We start from the raw sequence: 20,621 nt of genomic DNA on the forward strand, positions 1-20,621 counted from the left end.
CATGTCCGATCGCACTCAGCTCTCCCGCCGCCGCTTCCTCTCGAATTTCGCCTTTGCCTCCGGAGCGGTCGCAACCGGCGTCGGCAGTTGGGTGATCCCGGCGCCCTGGGCCAATGCGGCCGAAGCCCCGATCAAGGTCGGCATCGCCACCGACCTCACCGGACCGATCGCCTACGCCGGCAATGCCGACGCAAACGTCGCCAAGATGGTGATCAAGGAGATCAACGCCGGCGGCGGCCTGCTCGGCCGCCCGCTCGAGCTCTATATCGAGGACACCGCCTCGAACGAATCCGTCGCGGTCGGCAACGTCCGCAAGCTGATCCAGCGCGACAAGGTGGATATGGTGCTCGGCGGCATCACCTCGTCGATGCGCAACGCGATCAAGGACCCGATCGTGGCGCGCGGCAAGACGCTCTACATTTATCCGCAGCTGTACGAAGGCAAGGAGTGCACGCCCTATCTGTTCTGCACCGGGCCGACGCCGGCGCAGCAATGCGACGAGTTCATTCCCTGGCTGATCAAGAACGGCGGCAAGAAGTTCGCGCTGCCGAGCGCCAACTACGTCTGGCCGCACACGCTCAACGTCTACGCCCGCAAGGTGATCGAGGCCAACGGCGGCGAGGTCGTGTTCGAGGAATATTATCCGCTCGACCAGGTCGATTTCTCCTCGACCGTCAACCGCATCATCTCCAACAAGGTCGACGTCGTCTTCAACACCGTCATCCCGCCGGGCGTCGGCCCGTTCTTCAAGCAGCTCTATGAGGCCGGCTTCCTCAAGAATGGCGGACGGCTGGCCTGCGTCTACTATGACGAGAACACGCTCAACATCAATCAGGCGGCCGAGATCGAAGGTCTCGCCAGCTGTCTCGACTATTTCAAGGTGCTGACCAAGGAGAACCCGTTCGACGCAAAAATCCAGGCGGCCTACGAGAAGGATTTCCCGGGCAACTTCCTGTTTGCCGCCGGCAGCGCCGCCACCGGCACCTATCGCGGCCTGAAGCTGTGGGAAGCCGCCGTCAAGGAAGCCGGCAAGATCGACCGCGAGTCGGTCGCGGCTACGCTCGATCACGCCAAGATCGCCGAAGGCCCGGGCGGACCGGCCGAGATGGTGCCGGGCAAGCGGCATTGCAAGATGAAGATGTACACGGCGGTCGCCAAGGGCGGGAATTACGAGATCGTCGGACGCAGCGACGGGCTCGTCGATCCCAAGGAATGCTAGGGTCGAATGCCGAAAGCGATGGGCGCAGCGAAGCAGGCAGTCCCCGCCGAGATCGGCGGGGAGCCGAACGTTGCCATGGTTGAACACGGATCAGCAGGGGTAACTGGTTCGCAGCGAAAAATCCTGCCGATTGTGGAGGGCGTGGTGCTCGTCGCGGCGCTGTTCGCGCCGCTGGTGCTGCAGGACTATCTCACGGTGTTTGCAACGCGGGTGATCATCCTCGCGCTGTTCGCGCTCTCGTTCGACCTGGTGTGGGGCTATGCCGGCATCATGAGCTTCGGCCAGGCGCTGTTTTTCGGTTCGGCCGGCTATGGCGTGGCGCTGCTCGCGCGCGACCTCGACATCACCAACATCTTCCTGGTGCTGCCTGCGGGCACCATCATCGGCCTCACCTTCGCGCTGCTACTGGGCGGCTTCCTGCTGCTGGGGCGGCATCCCTCCAGCGTGATCTTCGTCTCGCTGGGCACGCTGACCGGCTCCTACGCCGCCGACCGGCTCGCGCGTGGCTGGTACTATCTCGGTGGCCAGAACGGCATCCCCTCGATCTCGTCGATGACCCTCGGCAGTTACGAATTCTCGGAAGGGCCGCCGTTCTATTATCTCGTGCTTGGCCTTCTTGTCGTGGTTTATCTCCTCTGCCGTTTTCTGGTGCGCTCGCAGTTCGGGTTGGCGCTCGCGGGATTGCGCGAGAACGAGCAGCGCATCGCCTTCTTCGGCTACAAGGCGCAGCACTTGAAGGCGATCATCTTCGCGATCGGCGGCGCGGTGGCGGGTCTTGCCGGCAGCCTTTACGCCTTCCACGAAGGTTTCGTCTGGCCCAACATGGTCGGCGTCGTCGTCTCGACGCAAGTGGTGCTCTATGTGCTGTTCGGCGGCTCCGGCACGCTGATCGGCGCCGTCATCGGTGCCGTCATTGTCGAGGGCGTCAGCTTCTGGCTCTCGGACAATTACCGCGAGGTCTGGCCGATCATCCTCGGCGTGCTGCTCCTGCTTGTGATCTTGTTCCGGCCGCTCGGCCTGATCAGTTTCGTGCTCGGCGAGCGCGAGCGGGTCGGCAGCTTTGGTGCCAAATCCAGGAAGACCGGGAAGGAGAAGCGCGATGCCGCTCCTTGAAGCCACCGGCGTCAAGAAGATCTTCGGGAAGCTCACCGCGCTCGATGGCGCCACGCTCACTGTCGGCGAGAACGAGTTTCACGGCCTGATCGGCCCGAACGGCTCCGGCAAGAGCACGCTGATGAAGTGCATTGCCGGCGCCGAAATGCCGACGCAGGGCAAAGTGAGTTTCATCAACACCGACATCACCGCGTTCACGCCGACCGAGCGTGCCCGCGCCGGCATGAGCCTGAAATTCCAGATCACATCCGTGCTGCCGACGCTGACGCTCTACGACAACATCCTGCTCGCGCTGCAGGCGCAATCCTCGCTGTTCGATCTCGTGTTCTCGCGCACCCGCGGGCTCCTGCACGATCAGGTCATGACCATGCTGACGCAGTTCCGCCTGGCCGATCGCGCTTTCGACGCGGCGGCGGCGCTGTCGCACGGCCAGCAGCAATGGCTGGAGATCGCGATGGCACTGGCCGGAAAGCCGAAACTTCTGCTGCTGGACGAACCCACCGGCGGCATGAGCCTGGAGGAGCGCCGCGTCACCGGCGAATTGCTGCAGCCGATCAAGAAACATTGCTCGCTGGTCATCGTCGAGCACGACCTCGATTTCATCCGCGACATCTGCGATCGCCTCACCGTGCTCGACCAGGGCAAGGTGCTGGCGTCCGGCACGGTGTCGGAGATCCAGGCCAACAAGGCCGTCCAGGAGATCTATTTGCGCCGTGCCTGAATTTTTGGACATCAAGCATCTCGACGCCGGCTATGGCCGCAGCCAGGTCCTGTTCGACGTCAACCTCGGCATTCCCTGGCGCGGCGGTGTCGCCGTGCTCGGCCGCAACGGCGCCGGCAAGACCACGCTGATGAAGACCATCGTCGGCGAGCTGCCGGCGTGGAAAGGCGAGGTCGCCTTCGACGGCCGCGACATCAGCCGCCGCGCGACCCAGGAGCGCGTGCGCGCCGGCATCGGCTATGTGCCGCAGGAGCATTCGGTGTTCGCGCGCCTGTCGGTGCGCGACAATCTCGCGGTCGGCTCGCTCGCGAGCAGAAAAGCCGACGCGGTCGACCACGTGCTGACCATCTTCCCAAAGCTCGGCCAGCGCCTCGACCAGCCCGCCGGCACGCTTTCCGGCGGCGAGCGCAAGATGCTCGCGATCGGCCGCGCCATGCTGGGCGATCCAAAACTGCTTCTGCTCGACGAGCCGACCGAAGGCGTCTGGATCGGCGTGATCGAGGAGATCACCGAGCGCCTGATCGACCTCGCGAAAACCATCGCCGTTATCATCGTCGAGCAGCACCTCGACCTCGCGCTCCGCGTCGCCGATTACGCCTACGTGCTGGACCGCGGCCGCGTCGCGCTGCAAGGCGAGGCCGGCGAGGTGAGGGGCAATCCGGAGCTGCTGCGCTATCTGGCGCCGTAGGAGAGCGCGCGTGAAGCGCGTCGCTCTCACACCGAACTCGGCTGTCATGCCCCGCGAAGGCGAGGCATCCAGTAAGCCGCAGCTTCTCGATCGATAAGGGGTGCCTCTGGAATACTGGATTCCCCGCATTCGCGGGGAATGACGGCGTCAGGCTGGGATGAATCGAAGAGATTAAGCGGAGCGCCCGCTTACTTCACCGCCCCAAAGCGGCTGTCGAATGAGTTCGACTGCACCACCGGCGCGGCTCCCATGATCTGGGTCGCTTCACCCGCGCCATCAGATACCGACGGCTTCAGCGTCGGGCGGGTCGCGGCGAGGCGGGTGTCGGGCTTCGCTGGCTCGGCGGGCTTGGCAGCGGCAACAGCCGGCTTCGGCGCATCCTTCGCTGCATCCTTGGACTTGTCGTGTCCCGGCACGAACCGGGTCACCGCGGCTTTCAGCCGGGACGCTGCGGTCGGCGGCGTCGTGGTCGTCGCGGCCGGGGCAACGGATGCCGTGGCCTGTGGCGGCGGCGTGGTTGCCGTGGCGTCGGCGTTGCCCATGCCCATCTTGCGGCCGAGATTCGAGAAGAAGCCGGATTTCTCCGCCGGAGCTGCGGTCGCGACGCGGGTGTTGGCGGCGGGCGCGCTGACAGCGACGACCGGCTCTTCCTGCGGCGAGGGCGCGGCTGCATCGAGATTCGGCTTCGGCGGATTGACGTGTCCGGGGATCGTGCCCGGCGCCTTCGCCATCGCCAGCATCTGCAAGGTGGTGCCTTCGGCGCCCTCCGACAGGCCGGTCGAGCCTTCCGGAATCTTCGCGGCAAAGATCTTGTTCATGCCGCCGTCGATGCCGGTGTTCATGCGCGCGACGGGCGTGCCGCGCGAGACCAGCTTGTTGTACTCGGCCTGGTCGCGCGCTTCCTTCTCGCGCACGGCGCTGGCGATCTCGTCGGGGATCACATAGGCCGGGCACTTTGCGGACGCGTCGAACACCGGATCACGCTTGGCGTCAGGCGCCTTCGCCGCGTCGAAGACGTATTTCTTCTCGCAGAAATCGACCTTCGGCTCCTGTCGCGTTACTTCGAAATGATCATAGCCTTCCTTGATCATCTTCCAGAACGGCATGTTCGGATTGTTCCGGTGCTTGGCCATGTTCACCGGCGTCATCTTGAACGGATAGGCCTGCAGCTGGAACGCCTTCTGGCCGCCGAAGAAGGATTCGCGCCCGAGCGAATAGATCTCGGCGATCTGCTCGTCCGTCATTGCGTAGCAGCCGCGCGACGAACAATCGCCATGCACCATCAGCTGTGAGCCGCTGCGGCCCAAGGCCTTGTCGAACGCGTTCGGATAGCCCGTGTTGAACGACAGATAATACGCCGACTGCGGATTCATCTGGCCCGGATTGATCGAGTAGAATCCTTCCGGCGCCTGGCGGTCGCCTTCGCGCACCTTCGGCCCGAGGTCGCCCGACCAGCGACAGATCGGATAGGTCTTGAGCAGCGCGAATTGGCCGTTGCGGGTCTGCTTCCAGACCTCGAGCTCGGCCTCCTGCTTGAACAGGCGCACCAGGATCGGCGATTGCAGGTCCATGTCCTTCTCGACCATCGCGGCGAGAAGTTTCGGCGGCACCGGCTGGTTGGCCTTGGCATTGGTCGCAAGCGAAACCTGGTCGGTATCACAGCCGGCCAGCACGAAGCTGGCGGCAAGCGCCACCGAAACCAGAAACGCGCGAGCAAGCGAACGAGAAATCAAGATGGACCCCACACCGTCCAGGGCATCGCGCGCAAACCCCAATCTTGAAGCATGATCCGACCGGGGACCCGGACCCGTCGCGACGGGCTTTTCGCAATCACGCTCCAGCGCTTATGCCCTGAAGCCATTGATTAAAATTCTAACCTCTGGGTCATGTGGTCGCAACCCGAACGGGGATCACGAGCCCGTTGGCCCAAAGGCGTGGTCAACGAAGACTTAAACTGGGCCGTAACTTGGGCCTCGCGGCCAAACCGGTACAGAGATCGCTGATTTGGGCAAAAAAAGGGTTAACGCGGGGTTACCGGGCTCTTCACCTCCCCGCTTGCGGGGAGCGCATCTTCCAACGGGCCCCAAAACCCGGCCGAATCAGCCCAGTTTCCGGCCGATATCGAGGAATTTCTGCCGCCGCTGCTTGCGGATGGCGTCGCCGTCCAGACCCCGCAGCTCGTCAAAGGCCTTGGCGATGGCGTCGCCCGTGGTGGCGATCATGGCGGCGGGGTCGCGATGGGCGCCGCCGACCGGCTCCTTCAGGATGCTGTCGATCACGCCGAAGCGGAGCATGTCTTGGGCGGTGATCTTCATGTTGTTGGCGGCTTCCTGCGCCTTGGAGCCGTCGCGCCAGAGGATCGAGGACGCCGCCTCGGGCGAGATCACGCTGTAGATCGCGTGCTCCAGCATCAGGACCTTGTTGGCGGTGGTGATGGCGATGGCGCCGCCCGACATGCCCTCGCCGGTGATGATGGCGACGTTCGGGACGGTCAGCGCCATGCAGGCATCGGTGGAGCGCGCGATCGCCTCGGCCTGGCCGCGCTCTTCCGCGCCGATGCCGGGATAGGCGCCGGCGGAATCGGCGAGCGACAGCACCGGCAGGCCGAACCGCTCCGCCATCTCCATCAGCCGCACGCATTTGCGATAGCCCTCGGGCCGCGCCATTCCGAAATTATGCTTGATGCGGCTCTCGGTGGAATCGCCCTTTTCCTGGCCCATCACGCAGATGGCCTCGCCGCGGAAGCGGCCGAAGCCGGCCACCAGCGCCTCGTCCTCGCCGAACTTGCGGTCGCCGGCGAGCGGGGTGAAGTCGGTGATCAGGCCCTTGATGAAGTCGTTGAAATGCGGCCGCTGCGGATGCCGGGCGACCAGCGTCTTCTGCCACGGCGTCAGGTTCAGATAGAGGTCGGCCATCGCCTGCGCCGCCTTGTCCTCGATCCGACCGATCTCCTCGGCGATGTCGCTGCCGGAGGCCGCAAGCGTCCGCAATTCGTCGAGCTTGGAATCGAGCTCGGCGACGGGCTTTTCGAAATCGAGATAGCTGCGCATCTGGTCTGGCATCAACTCAATATAGGGAGAACGGGGCGAAGCGGCGAAGCGGATTCGATGTCGCGGTAAGAAGTGTAGATTCGTCAATGAGTTGGCTTGTGTGCTCGCAACGAGCCCAGGCCAAATCATCGTGAGGCCCCGGCTCTTTCTGCGGAGATGTGGCCGAAGTCAAGGCGGTTTCGGGCTGTGGCCTGTAGCCGGGCTACAGTAGCCTCATTTCTCCGCCAGCGGGTGCAGGTCGCGGACCAGGCTCTTCAGCCGCTCCTCGACCACGTGGGTGTAGATCTGGGTGGTCGAGATGTCGGTATGGCCGAGCAGCGTCTGCACGATGCGCAAATCGGCCCCGTTGTGCAGCAGGTGGCTGGCGAAGGCGTGGCGCAGCACGTGGGGGGAGACCAGCCGGGCCTGGAGGCCCGAGGCGACCGCGAGCTCCTTCAAGTCGCGCGCAAAATGCTGCCGCGTCAGATGTCCGCTCTCGCCGAACGAGGGGAACAACCATTTCGAGGCCGCCACGCTGTTCTTCTTGTTGTCTGTCTTTGCCGCCTCCGTCGCCGCGAGATAATCGGCCATCGCCTGGCGCGAGGCCTCGTTGAGAGGCACCAGCCGTTCCTTGTTGCCCTTGCCGCGCACCACGATCATGCGGGCGTCGCGCTTCGCCGCCGTGCGCGGCAGCGCCACCAGCTCGGAGACGCGCAGGCCGGTGGCGTAGAGCACCTCGAGCAGGCAATAGAGTCTCAGGGCGCGCAGCCGTTTCGAGGGCGAGGCATCCTCCGCCTCGCTCAATTCCTTGGCGCGGCGGAGCATGCGGTCGACATCGGCGATCGACAGCACCTTCGGCAGGCCGCGGCCGCGCTTGGGGCCTGACAGGATCGCCGCGGGATCGTCGGTTCTGATTCGCTCGTTCAGGAGGAAGCGATAGAGATGCCGCATCGCCGACAGCCGTCGCGCGACGCTGGTGGACTTGAAACCGCGCGTGTCGAGATCGGCGAGATAGTCGCGCAGCGTCTGTGTTTCCGCGTCCGCGAATGCACGGCCGACGCGGCCGAGAAACTCGGAGAAATCGGTGAGGTCGCGGCGATAGGCATCGAGCGTATTGGGGCCGGCGCCCTGTTCCGCCGCGAGCATGTCGAGGAAGAGGCCGGTGAGTTTTGTGTCCGAGGGCTTGCTGGCGGAAGATCTGGCACGCATGCCGGCAGCCTAGCTGCTATTTCTTGAGAAACTTATCCGGTGGGATCGTCACCGTCATTTCCCGCGGCTTGGGATTGACGAAGTTCGCCAGCGCGAAGACCACGCCATAGACGATGCCGGCGATCACGGCGACGACCGTCAGGAAGCGGAACAGGCTGGGCATCGGCAGGATCTCGGAGCGGGTCTCGGTCAGGCGGCTTGGCGGGCAAATTAACCAATGAAATCATCCAACACGTTCGCCGTTTCGTGGCAAGAGTCCTCTGGCGAGGGCCCCTGCGGGGTCGTATAGGTGGCCAAAGGATGCCGCCTTTGGCGGCAGATCGAGCGAGACCCATTCGAGCGAGACAAATGCCCGACGCCGCGTTGCCGATCCAAGCCTCGCCCGAGGCCGACATCCTGTCGGCGCTGGGGACGCGCTCGGTCGTGCTCGTCGGCATGATGGGGGTGGGCAAATCCACCATCGGCCGCCGCATGGCTCTCCGGCTCAAGCTGCCCTTCGTCGATGCCGACACCGAGATCGAGGCCGCGGCCGGCATGACCATACCGGAAATCTTCGAGCGCCACGGCGAGCCGCATTTCCGCGACGGCGAGGCCCGCGTGATCGCGCGACTGCTCGACGGCGGCCCCATCGTGCTGGCGACCGGCGGCGGCGCCTTCATGCGCGAGGAGACGCGGGCGCGCATCGCCGCGAAGGCGATCTCGATCTGGCTCAAGGCCGATCACGACGTCATCATGCGCCGCGTGCGCCGGCGCGCCGACCGTCCGCTGCTCCAGACCGCCGATCCCGAAGGAACCGTGACGCGCCTGCTCACCGAGCGCGAGCCGGTTTACGGCCATGCCGACCTCACCATCGCCTCGCGCGACGTGCCGCACGACAAGATCGTCGACGAGACCATCGAGACGCTGCGTGCGCATCTTTGCGGCGAACGGGCGTCCACGCCACCAGCCGACGTCGCGAGTGCCGCACGATGACCGCGCCCTTGAAACATTCTGATCCCGTCACAGTCGAGGTCGCGCTGGAGAATCGCGCCTATGACATCGTCATCGGCCGCGGCGTTCTGGCTTCGCTCGGCGAACGCGTCGCGCGCCTGCGCCCCGGCGTGCGCACTGCGATCGTGACGGATCGCACCGTCGCGAAATACTGGCTCGAGCCTGCCGAGGCCTCACTGGCCGCCGCGGGCATTCCGACATCGCGCATCGTCGTCGAGGAAGGCGAGATATCCAAGACCTATGCCGGTCTCGAAAAGGTCAGCGAAGCCCTGATCGCCGCGAAGATCGAGCGCAACGATCTCGTCATCGCGCTCGGCGGCGGTGTCGTCGGCGATCTCGCCGGCTTTGCGGCGGCGATCCTGCGCCGCGGCGTCGATTTCGTGCAGGTGCCGACCTCGCTGCTGGCGCAGGTCGATTCCTCCGTCGGCGGCAAGACCGGCATCAACTCGCCGCAGGGCAAGAATCTGCTCGGCGCCTTCCACCAGCCGGTGCTGGTGATCGCCGACACCGCCGTGCTCGACACGCTGTCGCCGCGGCAGTTCCGCGCCGGCTATGCCGAGGTCGCCAAATACGGCGTGCTCGGTGATGAGGCCTTCTTCGCCTGGCTCGAGAAGAATCATTCCGACATCGCCAAAGGCGGTTCGGCGCGCGAGCATGCGATCGCGACCTCCTGCCGCGCCAAGGCCGGCGTGGTCTCGCGCGACGAGCGCGAGACAGGCGAGCGTGCGCTGCTCAATCTCGGCCATACGTTCGGCCATGCGCTGGAAGCCGCGACCGGCTTCTCCGACCGCCTGTTTCACGGCGAGGGCGTTTCGATCGGCATGACGCTGGCGGCGCAGTTTTCCGCGAAGCTCGGCATGATCGGCGAAGCGGATGCGACGCGCGTCGAGCGTCACCTGATTGAGGCCGGCCTGCCGACGCGCTTGCAGGACATCGCGGGCTTTGCGCAGGAGGGGCTTGCCGATGCCGACGCGCTGATGGCGCTGATGGCGCAGGACAAGAAGGTCGTGCGCGGCAAGCTCACCTTCATCCTGCTGGAGGCCGTGGGACGCGCCGTGATCGTGAAGGATGTCGAACCGGCTCCGGTGCGCGACTTCCTCAAGGACAAGCTCGCCCACAAGGCGTGACACGCGGTTGAACGGCGCTAAAGCGTTTTCGAGCGAAGTGGGTACCGGTTCGCGTCAAGAAAACGCGTCAAAACAAGAAACCAGAGTGGTTCATGGATTGGCTCGGATTCACCATCGTCATTCTCTGCCTGCTCGTCTCCGGCTTCTTCGCCGCGAGCGAGACCGCGCTGACCGGCGCCTCGCGCGCCAGCATGCTGCGGCTCTCCAAGCAGGGTAATCGCGACGCCGACGTGGTCTCGCAGCTGCTCGACATGCGCGAGCGCCTGATCGGCGCGCTGCTGCTCGGCAACAACATCGCCAATATCAGTGCATCCGCCCTGGCCACCAGCATCTTCACGGCCTGGTTCGGCGATGTCGGCGTGCTCTATGCCACCGGCCTGATGACCGCACTGGTCGTGATTTTCGCCGAGGTGCTGCCCAAGACCATCGCGATCAACGCGCCCGACCGCATGGCGCTGGCGGTCGCGCGCCCGATGCGGCTGACGATGTACGTGCTGGGGCCGCTGCTGCGGATCGTGGAAGTCATCGTGCGGCTGTTGATGCGCCTGTTCGGCCTTGCCGGCGAGCACCAGGCGATCCTGTCGCCGACCGAGCGCCTGCGCGGTGCGGTCGACCTGCTGCACCACGAAGGCAAGTTCGAGAAGCACGACCGCGACATGCTCGGCGGGCTGCTCGATCTGCGCGAGCTCCAGGTCTCCGACGTCATGATCCATCGCACCGAGATGACGATGATCAACGCCGACCTGCCGCCGGAGGATCTGGTGCGCGAGGTGCTGGCGGCCGAATACACCCGCATACCGTTGTGGCGCGAGAAGCCGGAAAACATCATCGGCGTGCTCCACGCCAAGGATTTGCTGCGCGCGATCCGCGCGGCCGACGGCGAGACCTCGCGCATCGACGTCTCCACCATCGCGCTGCCGCCCTGGTTCGTGCCGGAGATGCGGCCCGTCTCCGAGCAGCTCAAGGCGTTCCGCCGCCGCAAGACCCATTTCGCCCTGGTCGTCGACGAGTATGGCGAAGTTGAAGGTCTCGTGACGCTGGAAGACATTCTGGAAGAGATCGTTGGCGACATCTCCGACGAGCATGATGTCGTGGTCGCGGGCGTGCGCGCCCAGCCGGACGGCTCGGTCGTCGTCGACGGCTCGGTGCCGATCCGCGATCTCAACCGCGCCATGGACTGGCACCTGCCCGACGAAGAGGCAACGACGGTCGCCGGCCTCGTCATTCACGAGGCGCGCTCGATCCCCGACCGCGGCCAGAGTTTCACCTTTCACGGCTTCCGCTTCCGCGTCCTCCGCCGCGAACGCAACCGCATCACCGCACTCCGTATTTCACCGGTGCCGCGCGAGACGGAAATGGAGGAAGCCAAGCGGCGGCGGGCGGGGACGTCGTTTTGACGCGGTAGCTTTGGCTCTGAAGCTTCCACATCGTCATGGCCGGGCTTGACCCGGCCATCCACGTCTCACTGGCCGCACCAAGAACGTGGATGCCCGGGACATAGGCGAGCGGCAGCGACGCCGTCCTTCGTACGGCTATGCCCGGGCATGACGACCATTTCGATGACGCACGAGGCCTCCAGCCGAGAGTGAAGAAGCCTCAGCCTTCCCCCGGCGCTTGCGCGTGGATCGCCAGCGCGTGCACGCTGCCTGCGAGTTCCGCGGCCAGCGCCGAATTTATCATGCGGTGGCGATCGACCCGGCTCTTCCCTTTGAAGCCCTGAGACACGATATAAACGCGGAAGTGCGTCTCGCCGCTCGGCCGATGGCCGGCGTGGCCCTCATGCAAATGTGACTCGTCGACGACTTGCAGGCTTTCCGGCGTGAAAGCTTCCTGCAACTTGTTGCTGATAGTGTCTCTCATAGCCATGGGTGTGCCATTAAGGTGCGCGACCGCACTCCGTCAATTCCGTAGGTCGCCTTTGGCGGCCGTTCTTGAGAACGCCGAGGCGAAGCTTCGGGTATGTGTTTTCAGCTAATTGCAATGTCAAGACTTGAAGGTTTTTGCATTGCGTAGTCAAAGTCAGCCATGCCGATCGATTCATCAAAGTTCTTCGACTCCATCCGGGTCAAGCCGAAAGGCAAGCAGCCGGACGTGAAGCCGCGCGACGCCGTGGTCAATTGCGAATGGACCGGGTGCCAGAACAAGGGCGCCCATCGTGCGCCCAAGGGTCGCGACAACCAGCGTGAGTACTGGCACTTCTGCCTGAACCATGTGCGCGAGTACAACCAGAACTACAATTTCTTCTCCGGCATGAATGCCGACGCTGTCGCGCGCTATCAAAAAGATGCGCTGACCGGTCATCGTCCGACCTGGAAGATGGGCGCCAATGGCGGCGTCAAGAAAGGCGCGGAGGCCGAGATCGACGGCGCCTTCGATCCGTTCAGCATGTTCCAGGAGCTCAACGGCCGCACCGGCTGGCGCGCCGGCCCGCAGGCCGCGCCCAAGGCCGAGACGCGCAAGATCATGAATGCCGAGCGCAAGGCGCTCCAGGTGATGGGCCTCGGCCCCGAGTCCACGCTGGCCGACGTCAAGTCCAAGTACAAGGCGCTGGTGAAGCAGCACCACCCCGACGCCAACGGCGGCGACCGCTCCACCGAGGATCGCCTGATCGAGATCATCAAGGCGTATAATTATCTGAAGACCGTGGTGCGCGAGGCCTGAGGCCTCTCCCCGCGCCGCAGTATCGTAGGGTGGGCAAAGCGAAGCGTGCCCACCACTTCTGTTGCGGTGTTGGATCGATGGTGGGCACGGCGCAAGTGCGCCTTTGGCCACCCTACGATTCCCGGCTCGCGGAGATATCCGCGGTCCCTCACATCTTCGGCATCGCCCCCACATATGACGAACTCGGCCGGATCAGCCGTCCGGTCCGCTGCTGCTCGCGCGCATGCGCCGTCCAACCGGCGGCGCGCGCCACCGCGAAGATCGGCGTGAAGGCCTGCCTCGGGATCGCCAGCGCATCGAGCAGGATTGCGGTGAAGAACTCGACATTGGTCTCCAGCGGCCGCTCCGGGTTCTTCCTGCGCAAGGCTGCGCGGATATAGGCCTCGACCTCGCCGGCGAACGGCAAATCGGCGCCGTCCGAGGCCAGCGCCTCGATCGCGGTCTTGAGCACGTCGGCGCGCGGATCGCGCACGCGATAGACGCGGTGGCCGAAGCCCATCATCCGCTCGCCGCGGGCAAGTGCTGCGTCCACCCAGGGCTGGATGCGCTCGCGCGAGCCGATCGCGTCGAGCATTTCCAGCACCGGCTCCGGCGCGCCGCCATGCAGCGGACCCGTCAGCGCGCAATAGCCGGCGGTGACGGCGGCAAACAGATCTGCCTGCGTCGAGGCCACCACGCGCGCGGTGAAGGTCGAGGCGTTCATGCCGTGGTCGCTGGCGGTGACGAGGTAGGCGTCCAGGGCCGTGACCTCGCGGGGTTCAGGCGCCCGCCCGTGCAGCATGCGAAGCGTATCGGCAGCCTGGCTCACGTTCGGATCGGGCGCCACGGGATCGAGACCCCTGGCGCGGCGGACGAGCGCGCCCGCAATCACCGGGAATGCGCCGACGATCGTCGCCTCGTGGGCGAGGCCGTGCTCGGCGCGAAGTCCCGCGACCGCCGCGCGAAACCCGTCGACGACACCCATGCCGCGCGTTGCCGGCAGCAACTCATCCAGCCGCGCGAAGGCGCGCTCGCGTGCCGCGCCGAGGCTCGCGCGCACATTGGCTTCGTTCAGCGTGGTTATGCAGGCGCCGTTCCAGAGCCGGGCGGTGACGCCTTCAAAGCTCGACTGCCTGGCGAGGGTGCCTACATGCTCGCCGGCGATGATCAACTCGCCGCGCTCGCCGTCGACATGGCTCAGCACGGTTTCTGCCGCGGGAACGCCGTCCAGCCCGATCTGGCTCTTGGTGAGGTGGATGTTCATGGCCCAAATCTCCTTTGCACCAGCCAAAGGTCGGGCCTCTCGACAGATTGATCAATCTTGATTACATAAATCAATATGAAAAATTCGGAAGGTCTCTACCTCTCCGCCCGGGAAGCCGCAGCCGAGCTCGCGATCTCGCCGGCCACGCTCTACGCCTATGTCAGCCGCGGCCTGGTCCGGTCCGAGCCGACGCCGGACTCGCGCAAGAACCGCTATCGCGCCGAGGACGTCCGGGCGCTGAAGGAGCGTCGGGTGCCGACGCCGGAGCCGCGCGGCCTGCGCAGCTTCGATGCCGATCTGCCGGTCATGGACACCGAGATCTCCACCATCACCGAGGACGGCGCGATCTATCGCGGCGTCAATTGCGTTGATCTCGCGGAGAACGACACGCTGGAGCACACGGCGACGCTTCTGTGGGACGTCTCCGGCGTCGATCCCTTTGCGCCGGATAATCAGCCCGCGGTGTCCGATGAGATGCGCCTGATCGCGCAGGCGGCACGCCGCGCCGCGCCGATCGATCGCGCCATTGCCGTGCTGGCGCTCGCATCGAGCGCCGATCCCCGCGCCTTCACCCGCGCGCATGATGGACGCGCGATGGTCGGTGCGCGCATCGTCCGACTCCTGGTCGCGACCATGCTCAATACGGAGCCGTCCGCCGAGCCACTGCACCAGCAGATCGCGAGGGCCTGGGCGCCCGACAACAAGCACGCGGCCGATCTCATCCGCCGCGCGCTGGTTCTGCTCGCCGAGCATGAATTGAACGCGTCCACCTTCACCGCGCGTTGCGCAGCCTCGACCGGCCTCAATCTTTATGACTCCGCCATCGCCGGCCTCGCCGCGCTGAAGGGACCGAAGCACGGCGGCGCCGGCGTGCTCGCCTCGCAGCTCGTCAAGGCGCTGGTGGATCGTGACGTCGAGCCAATGGTCCGCGAACGCGTCGCGCTCGGCGAACGCTTTGCGGGCTTCGGTCACGGTGTCTACAAGCGGGGCGATCGGCGCGCGCAGTCGCTCCTGAATGCCCTGGCCCGCACCGGCGCACCGCGCAAATTCACCAAGGAGGTGCCCGAGCGCATCGCGGAGGCGACCGGCGAGCTCGTCAACATCGACTACGCGCTCGCGGTGCTCGTACACGCGCTGCGCCTGCCCGCAGGCAGCGAGCTCGCCTTGTTCGCCATGGCCCGCAGCGTCGGCTGGATCGCTCATGCGAGCGAGCAATTACAGTTCGGCAAGCTGATCAGGCCTAGAGCGCGTTATGTTGGGCCTGCACCGGGGCGAAGGGCAGGGGGCGCGGACTCCAAGGGATAATCAAAAACCCTCATGGTGAGGAGCGCGGAACGCGCGTCTCGAACCATGCAGGCCCGGCTTTCGCCCACGGCCATCCTTCGAGACGCCCGCCGTTGGCGGGTCCTCCGGATGAGGAGGGTGGGCTTGGATACGGTCAATCACCCCCGCGGCTTCGCCACCGCCACATCGCCACCGTTTCGGCGGCGATAGATCCAGACCGCCAGGCCCAGAACGATCGCGCCGCCGATCACGGTCAGGATCCAGATGTGCTTGCCGACATGTCCATGGTGATGCAGCCCGGCATATTCGTGCAGGGCCGACACCGCCAGCACGCCCGGCAGCACATGCGCCGGCGCCCAGACCAGGATCGCCGGGATGTTGATGGCGTAGAAGCGGGCCGGGGGCATGCCGAGCGCACCCGCGGTGACCGGGACGAAGGCCCGGATCGGCGGCGCGAAGCGGGCGAAGAACACCGCCCAGGTGCCGAAGCGGTGGAAGAAAGTCTCGCTCTGCTCGACCACCCGCGGATAATTGGTCAGCGGCCAGGTGTTGAGGATCTCCCGTTGCTGCCGGTGCCCGATCCAGTAGGCCGAACCATCGCCGAGCACTGCGCCCAGCGCTGCCGCCAGCAACACCCATTGCAGCCGAAGCTCGCCGCCTGGGACCAGGGCGCTCAGCGCCAGGATGATGGTCGAGCCCGGGATGACGGACCCCACCACTGGAACCGCCTCCAGCAGGGCCGCCAGGAACAGGGTCAGATAGGCCAGCCACGCGTGGGCCGAGACGAATGAAATGAGGGGATCGAGAAAGGACGTCACATCGTCTCTGTGGTGGGATTGGGCCTAGGAGATTGGCCTCGGGGTTCGGACCCTACATAAGTAACGAGCGGCGGCAAAAGTGCCAGCCGCGTAGGCAGGACCGTGCCTCCGCACGAAATTCAGGCGTGATTCGCAGGGCAGCCTTCCAAAAATCGCGTTCCTTGCCTATCTAAATGAAAAGACAACGGAACTTTGATTGGGGGGCGGGCTTCTGCCCGCACGTTGTCTCTGATAGGTTCGCAACAGCACCCAGCCGCAGCCAACGTGCAATAACTGGTCTCGGGATCGCCCGGGACCTCGGAGGATTGATGACGACCGCCGCGATGTCCAAAGTTGAGGAAGTTTCCGGTTTGCCCGACATGAAGGTGTCGGTGCGCCAGGTGTTCGGGATCGACAGCGATCTCGAAGTCCCCGCTTATTCCGAAGTCGATCCTCACGTCCCCGAAGTCGATTCCGATTACCGTTTCGATCGCGCCACCACGCTCGCCATTCTCGCCGGCTTCGCCCACAACCGCCGCGTCATGGTCACGGGTTATCACGGCACCGGCAAGTCCACCCATATCGAGCAGGTCGCCGCGCGACTGAACTGGCCCTGCGTGCGCGTCAACCTCGACAGCCACATCAGCCGTATCGACCTCGTCGGCAAGGACTCGATCGTGGTCCGCGACGGCAAGCAGGTCACCGAATTCCGCGACGGCATCCTGCCCTGGGCGCTCCAGCATAACGTCGCGCTGGTGTTCGACGAATACGACGCCGGCCGCCCGGACGTGATGTTCGTGATCCAGCGCGTGCTGGAAGTCTCCGGCCGGTTGACGCTGCTCGACCAGAACAAGGTGATCAAGCCGCATCCCGCATTCCGCATGTTCTCGACCGCCAACACCGTCGGCCTCGGCGACACCTCGGGCCTCTATCACGGCACCCAGCAGATCAACCAGGGCCAGATGGACCGCTGGTCGATCGTGACCACGCTGAACTACCTCAGCCATGACGAGGAAGTGGAGATCGTGCTGGCCAAGGCCAAGCACTATCGCACCACGGAGGGCCGCGACATCGTCAACAAGATGGTTCGCCTCGCCGATCTCACCCGCAACGCCTTCGCCAATGGCGATCTGTCGACAGTGATGAGCCCGCGCACCGTGATCACCTGGGCGGAAAACGCCGACATCTTCGGCGACATCGGATTTGCGTTCCGGGTCACCTTCCTCAACAAGTGCGACGAGCTGGAACGGCCCCTCGTCGCCGAGTTCTACCAGCGCTGCTTCAACGCGGAGCTGCCGGAATCGGCGGTGAACGTGGCGCTCAGCTGATTTCTCGCGATATGTCGTCCCGGCGAACGCCGGGACCCATACCGCGTGATGTCTCGAGTGAAGCGACGCTGCTAATTCTCCTGACGCAATGATCGCCGGTGGTTATGGGTCCCGGCCTTCGCCGGGACGACGGGTAAGGGCGAGATGAGCACCACCTCCAACTCCAAATTCCGCAACACCAAGGAAGCGCCGACCGAGCCGTTCAAGCGCTCGGTGGCCTCCTGCCTGAAGGCGATCGCCAAGGCGCCCGAGCTCGACGTCAGCTTCGCCGCCGAGCGTCCAGGGCTCGCGCCGGGCAAGGCGCGGCTGCCCGAGCCAGCGCGAAAGATGACTAGGCGGGATGCCGCGATCGTGCGCGGCCATGCCGATTCCATCGCACTCAAGCTCGCCTGTCATGATCCAAAGGTGCATCGCAAGCTGATGCCGGGCAATCCGCAGGCGCGCGGCGTGTTCGAGGCGGTGGAGCAGGCCCGGGTCGAGGCGATCGGCGCGCGGCGCATGGCGGGCGTTGCGAAAAACCTCACCGCGATGCTCGACGACCATTTCCATCGCGGCAAGTTCGACGAGATCACCGATCGCGCCGACGCGCCGCTCGCCGACGCGCTGGCGATGCTCGTGCGCGAACGCCTGACCGGCATGGCGCCGCCGACGGCCGCCAAGAAGATGGTCGATCTCTGGCGTCCTATCCTCGAAGACAAGATCGGCAGGCGGCTCGACCGGCTCGATACCGTGGTCGAGGACCAGACCAGGTTCGGCGATGCCGTGCACGATCTCCTGACGGCGCTCGAAATCGGCGACGAGCGCAGCGCAGACAGCGAAGACAATGACGAGAACGACGAGAACCAGGACGGCGACAACGATCAGTCCGGCGCCGAGGGTTCGCCCGATTCCGACGCCGCGCAGGAGATGAGCGCCGATCAGGCCCAGGCGTCGAGCGAGGAGATGAGCGAGAGCGCGATGGAAAGCGCGCAGGCCTCGACCTCCGACACCTTCGACGACGGCGAGCTCGGCGACGACGAGACGCCGGGCGAGGCGACGCGGCCGAATTCGCACGGCAAGAACGAGCCGCGGGGGCCGGAATATCATGCCTTCGCGCCGAAGTTCGACGAGATCATTGCCGCCGAGGACCTCTGCGACCATGACGAGCTGGAGCGCCTGCGCGCCTATCTCGACAAGCAGCTCGCGCATCTGCAGGGCATCGTCGCCCGTCTCGCCAACCGCCTCCAGAGGCGCTTGATGGCGCAGCAGAACCGCGCCTGGGAGTTCGATCTCGAAGAAGGCATCCTGGACCCCGCGCGGCTGTCGCGCGTGGTGACCGATCCCTATCACCCGCTGTCCTTCATGCACGAGAAGGAGGCGACGTTCCGCGACACCGTGGTGACGTTGCTGCTCGACAATTCCGGCTCGATGCGCGGCAGGCCGATCACGGTCGCGGCGACCTGCGCCGACATTCTCGCCCGCACGCTGGAGCGTTGCGGCGTCAAGGTCGAGATTCTCGGCTTCACGACGCGCGCCTGGAAGGGTGGGCAATCGCGCGAGGCGTGGCTTGCCGCCGGCAAGCCGGCCAGTCCGGGCCGCCTCAACGATCTCCGCCACATCATCTACAAATCGGCGGACGCCCCGTGGCGTCGTGCGCGGAAGAATCTCGGCCTGATGATGCGCGAGGGGCTGCTGAAGGAGAACATCGACGGCGAGGCGCTCGACTGGGCGCACAAGCGCCTGCTCGGCCGGCCCGAGCAGCGCAAGATCCTGATGATGATCTCGGACGGCGCGCCGGTCGACGATTCCACGCTGTCGGTCAATCCCGGCAACTATCTCGAGCGGCACCTGCGCCACATCATCGAGGAGATCGAGACCCGCTCGCCGGTCGAGCTGATCGCGATCGGCATCGGCCATGACGTGACGCGCTATTATCGCCGCGCCGTGACGATCGTGGATGCCGAAGAGCTCGGCGGCGCGATCACCGAAAAACTCGCCGAACTCTTCAGCGAGACCAACACCGCGCCGACGCAGCCGGCCGGTCGCCCGCGACGCAAACTGCATTCGTGAGCAAATATCGATCCCGCCGCAGCTTTATCGGCCACGCGGCGGCGGGATTTTCCACTCTCGCACTGTCTCGGCTGGCGCAGGCACAGCCCGCGCCGAAGCCGGCGCTGATCGAGCACGCCGTCGCCGCGCCCGTTGGCATCGAGGTCAATGCGCGGCGGATTCCCAATTTCGAGCCGCGCGACCGCGTGCGCACGCGCTTCGGTTCGCTGGACTATCGCGGCGGCCTGGTGCTGACCTCGCCGCATCGCGGCTTCGGCGGGCTGTCCGGCTTCCGCTTCCTCGACAGCAAAGGCGAGCGCTTCCTCGCGATCTCCGACCAGGGCACCTGGTTCACCGGTCGCATCCGCTATTCCGGGCGGAGCATGACCGGTCTCGACGACGTCGAGGCCGCGCCGGTGCTCAATGCGGAGGGGCGGCCGATCACGGAGAAGCGGCTGTGGTACGACACCGAGTCGCTCGCGCGCGACGGCGACCTCGTCTATGTCGGGCTCGAGCGCGTCAACCAGATCATGCGGTTCGATTTTGCGAAGGGCGGCACACGCGCCCGCGGCGAGGTGCTGCCGACTCCGCCGGCGGTGCGCAAGCTGCCCTATAATAAGGGGCTCGAGGCGTTGGTGTTTGTCCCCAAGGACATATCAAAGGGCCAGCCGCTCGCGGGGACCTTGATCGCGCTGTCGGAGGGCGGCTTCGATGCCGACGGCAATCTGATCGGATTTTTGCTCGGCGGCCCCACGCCCGGCCAGTTCAGCATTCGCCGCACCGACCAGCAGCTCATCAGCGACGCCGTGCTGCTGCCCTCGGGCGACCTCCTGATCCTCGAACGCAAATTCTCCTGGTTCACCGGCGTCGATATCCGCATCCGCGCAATTCCCCTGAAATCGATCGCGCCGGGCGCATTGGTCGACGGCCCCGTGCTGTTCAAGGCCGATCTCGGCCACGAGATCGACAACATGGAAGGCATCGACGCCCATTTCACGCCCGAGGGCGAGACCGTGCTGACGCTGGTGTCGGACGACAATTTCTCGATGCTCCAGCGCACGCTGCTGCTGCAGTTCGCGCTGGTGGAGTAGCCGCAATGCATCCCCCGCGAGCCGCCATGCCCGCCGCGCGGCTGGCAATCGGCGCATCGCTCACTACACTCTCTCCAACTCCCGCCCTCCCTC

At 65.4% G+C, this 20,621-nt stretch carries 19 protein-coding genes; 12 read left to right on the forward strand and 7 right to left on the reverse strand.

The window, feature by feature from the left end; all coding sequences use genetic code 11:
* Position 1: 1 nt before the first annotated feature.
* Genes AC0L21_RS24000 through AC0L21_RS24015 form a run of 4 tightly spaced genes read left to right on the forward strand, consistent with a single transcriptional unit; the run spans position 2 to position 3,741 of the window.
* The gene (locus AC0L21_RS24000; RefSeq protein ID WP_007599205.1) at positions 2-1,219 is read left to right on the forward strand and encodes a substrate-binding protein; all 1,218 of its coding nucleotides are present in this window, start codon (positions 2-4) and stop codon (positions 1,217-1,219) included.
* 6 nt (positions 1,220-1,225) lie between these two features.
* Positions 1,226-2,332 carry a branched-chain amino acid ABC transporter permease gene (locus tag AC0L21_RS24005; RefSeq protein WP_473264245.1) on the forward strand — a complete coding sequence of 369 codons (1,107 nt, stop codon included), beginning with the start codon at positions 1,226-1,228 and terminating at the stop codon, positions 2,330-2,332.
* Complete coding sequence (locus AC0L21_RS24010; RefSeq protein ID WP_473264246.1) at positions 2,319-3,053, forward strand: ABC transporter ATP-binding protein; 735 nt, start codon at positions 2,319-2,321, stop codon at positions 3,051-3,053. Before AC0L21_RS24005 ends, AC0L21_RS24010 begins: the two co-directional genes overlap by 14 nt.
* Complete coding sequence (locus tag AC0L21_RS24015; protein ID WP_247363081.1) at positions 3,046-3,741, forward strand: branched-chain amino acid ABC transporter ATP-binding protein; 696 nt, start codon at positions 3,046-3,048, stop codon at positions 3,739-3,741. Before AC0L21_RS24010 ends, AC0L21_RS24015 begins: the two co-directional genes overlap by 8 nt.
* Before the next feature lie 188 nt (positions 3,742-3,929).
* Here the strand turns inward: AC0L21_RS24015 and AC0L21_RS24020 are convergent, their stop codons facing one another.
* The 4 genes from AC0L21_RS24020 to AC0L21_RS24035 all read right to left on the reverse strand — a co-directional run bounded on the left by AC0L21_RS24020 (position 3,930) and on the right by AC0L21_RS24035 (position 8,142).
* The gene (locus AC0L21_RS24020) at positions 3,930-5,474 is read right to left on the reverse strand and encodes a L,D-transpeptidase family protein (protein ID WP_473264247.1); all 1,545 of its coding nucleotides are present in this window, start codon (positions 5,472-5,474) and stop codon (positions 3,930-3,932) included.
* 366 nt (positions 5,475-5,840) lie between these two features.
* On the reverse strand, positions 5,841-6,803 hold the full coding sequence (locus tag AC0L21_RS24025) for an acetyl-CoA carboxylase carboxyltransferase subunit alpha (RefSeq protein ID WP_473264248.1): 963 nt from the start codon (positions 6,801-6,803) through the stop codon (positions 5,841-5,843).
* Between the two features lie 201 nt (positions 6,804-7,004).
* Positions 7,005-7,979, reverse strand: a complete 975-nt coding sequence (gene xerD / locus AC0L21_RS24030; protein WP_473264249.1) for a site-specific tyrosine recombinase XerD — start codon at positions 7,977-7,979, stop codon at positions 7,005-7,007.
* A gap of 16 nt (positions 7,980-7,995) precedes the next feature.
* On the reverse strand, positions 7,996-8,142 hold the full coding sequence (locus AC0L21_RS24035; RefSeq protein ID WP_035669499.1) for a hypothetical protein: 147 nt from the start codon (positions 8,140-8,142) through the stop codon (positions 7,996-7,998).
* A gap of 185 nt (positions 8,143-8,327) precedes the next feature.
* Between AC0L21_RS24035 and AC0L21_RS24040 the strand changes: the two genes are divergently transcribed.
* From AC0L21_RS24040 to AC0L21_RS24050, 3 genes are all read left to right on the forward strand, one after another.
* On the forward strand, positions 8,328-8,951 hold the full coding sequence (locus AC0L21_RS24040; RefSeq protein ID WP_473264250.1) for a shikimate kinase: 624 nt from the start codon (positions 8,328-8,330) through the stop codon (positions 8,949-8,951).
* Positions 8,948-10,096, forward strand: coding sequence for a 3-dehydroquinate synthase (gene aroB / locus AC0L21_RS24045; protein ID WP_473264251.1), 1,149 nt, complete (start codon positions 8,948-8,950; stop codon positions 10,094-10,096). The genes AC0L21_RS24040 and aroB overlap by 4 nt, the downstream gene beginning before the upstream one ends.
* 92 nt (positions 10,097-10,188) lie before the next feature.
* The gene (locus tag AC0L21_RS24050) at positions 10,189-11,493 is read left to right on the forward strand and encodes an HlyC/CorC family transporter (RefSeq protein ID WP_007599226.1); all 1,305 of its coding nucleotides are present in this window, start codon (positions 10,189-10,191) and stop codon (positions 11,491-11,493) included.
* Between the two features lie 199 nt (positions 11,494-11,692).
* Here AC0L21_RS24050 and AC0L21_RS24055 read toward each other — a convergent pair whose 3' ends face one another.
* Positions 11,693-11,962 carry a BolA family protein gene (locus tag AC0L21_RS24055; protein WP_473264252.1) on the reverse strand — a complete coding sequence of 90 codons (270 nt, stop codon included), beginning with the start codon at positions 11,960-11,962 and terminating at the stop codon, positions 11,693-11,695.
* Positions 11,963-12,121: 159 nt separating this feature from the next.
* Between AC0L21_RS24055 and AC0L21_RS24060 the strand changes: the two genes are divergently transcribed.
* The gene (locus tag AC0L21_RS24060) at positions 12,122-12,757 is read left to right on the forward strand and encodes a J domain-containing protein (RefSeq protein ID WP_473264253.1); all 636 of its coding nucleotides are present in this window, start codon (positions 12,122-12,124) and stop codon (positions 12,755-12,757) included.
* Between the two features lie 148 nt (positions 12,758-12,905).
* Here AC0L21_RS24060 and AC0L21_RS24065 read toward each other — a convergent pair whose 3' ends face one another.
* Entirely contained in the window at positions 12,906-14,000 is a 1,095-nt protein-coding gene (locus tag AC0L21_RS24065) for a citrate synthase/methylcitrate synthase (protein ID WP_473264254.1), read from the reverse strand.
* A gap of 75 nt (positions 14,001-14,075) precedes the next feature.
* On the opposite strand from AC0L21_RS24065, the gene AC0L21_RS24070 reads away from it, so the two are divergent.
* Complete coding sequence (locus tag AC0L21_RS24070; RefSeq protein WP_473264255.1) at positions 14,076-15,305, forward strand: citrate/2-methylcitrate synthase; 1,230 nt, start codon at positions 14,076-14,078, stop codon at positions 15,303-15,305.
* Between the two features lie 137 nt (positions 15,306-15,442).
* On the opposite strand, the gene AC0L21_RS24075 is transcribed toward AC0L21_RS24070, so the two are convergent.
* Entirely contained in the window at positions 15,443-16,102 is a 660-nt protein-coding gene (locus tag AC0L21_RS24075; RefSeq protein ID WP_473264256.1) for a DedA family protein, read from the reverse strand.
* Between the two features lie 308 nt (positions 16,103-16,410).
* On the opposite strand from AC0L21_RS24075, the gene cobS reads away from it, so the two are divergent.
* The 3 genes from cobS to AC0L21_RS24090 all read left to right on the forward strand — a co-directional run bounded on the left by cobS (position 16,411) and on the right by AC0L21_RS24090 (position 20,528).
* Positions 16,411-17,409, forward strand: coding sequence for a cobaltochelatase subunit CobS (gene cobS, locus AC0L21_RS24080; RefSeq protein WP_275172738.1), 999 nt, complete (start codon positions 16,411-16,413; stop codon positions 17,407-17,409).
* Positions 17,410-17,553: 144 nt separating this feature from the next.
* Positions 17,554-19,458 carry a cobaltochelatase subunit CobT gene (gene cobT, locus AC0L21_RS24085; RefSeq protein ID WP_473264257.1) on the forward strand — a complete coding sequence of 635 codons (1,905 nt, stop codon included), beginning with the start codon at positions 17,554-17,556 and terminating at the stop codon, positions 19,456-19,458.
* The gene (locus AC0L21_RS24090; protein WP_473264258.1) at positions 19,455-20,528 is read left to right on the forward strand and encodes an esterase-like activity of phytase family protein; all 1,074 of its coding nucleotides are present in this window, start codon (positions 19,455-19,457) and stop codon (positions 20,526-20,528) included. Before cobT ends, AC0L21_RS24090 begins: the two co-directional genes overlap by 4 nt.
* Positions 20,529-20,621: the final 93 nt, after the last annotated feature.

The sequence above is a fragment of the Bradyrhizobium sp. WSM4873 genome (assembly GCF_055811355.1).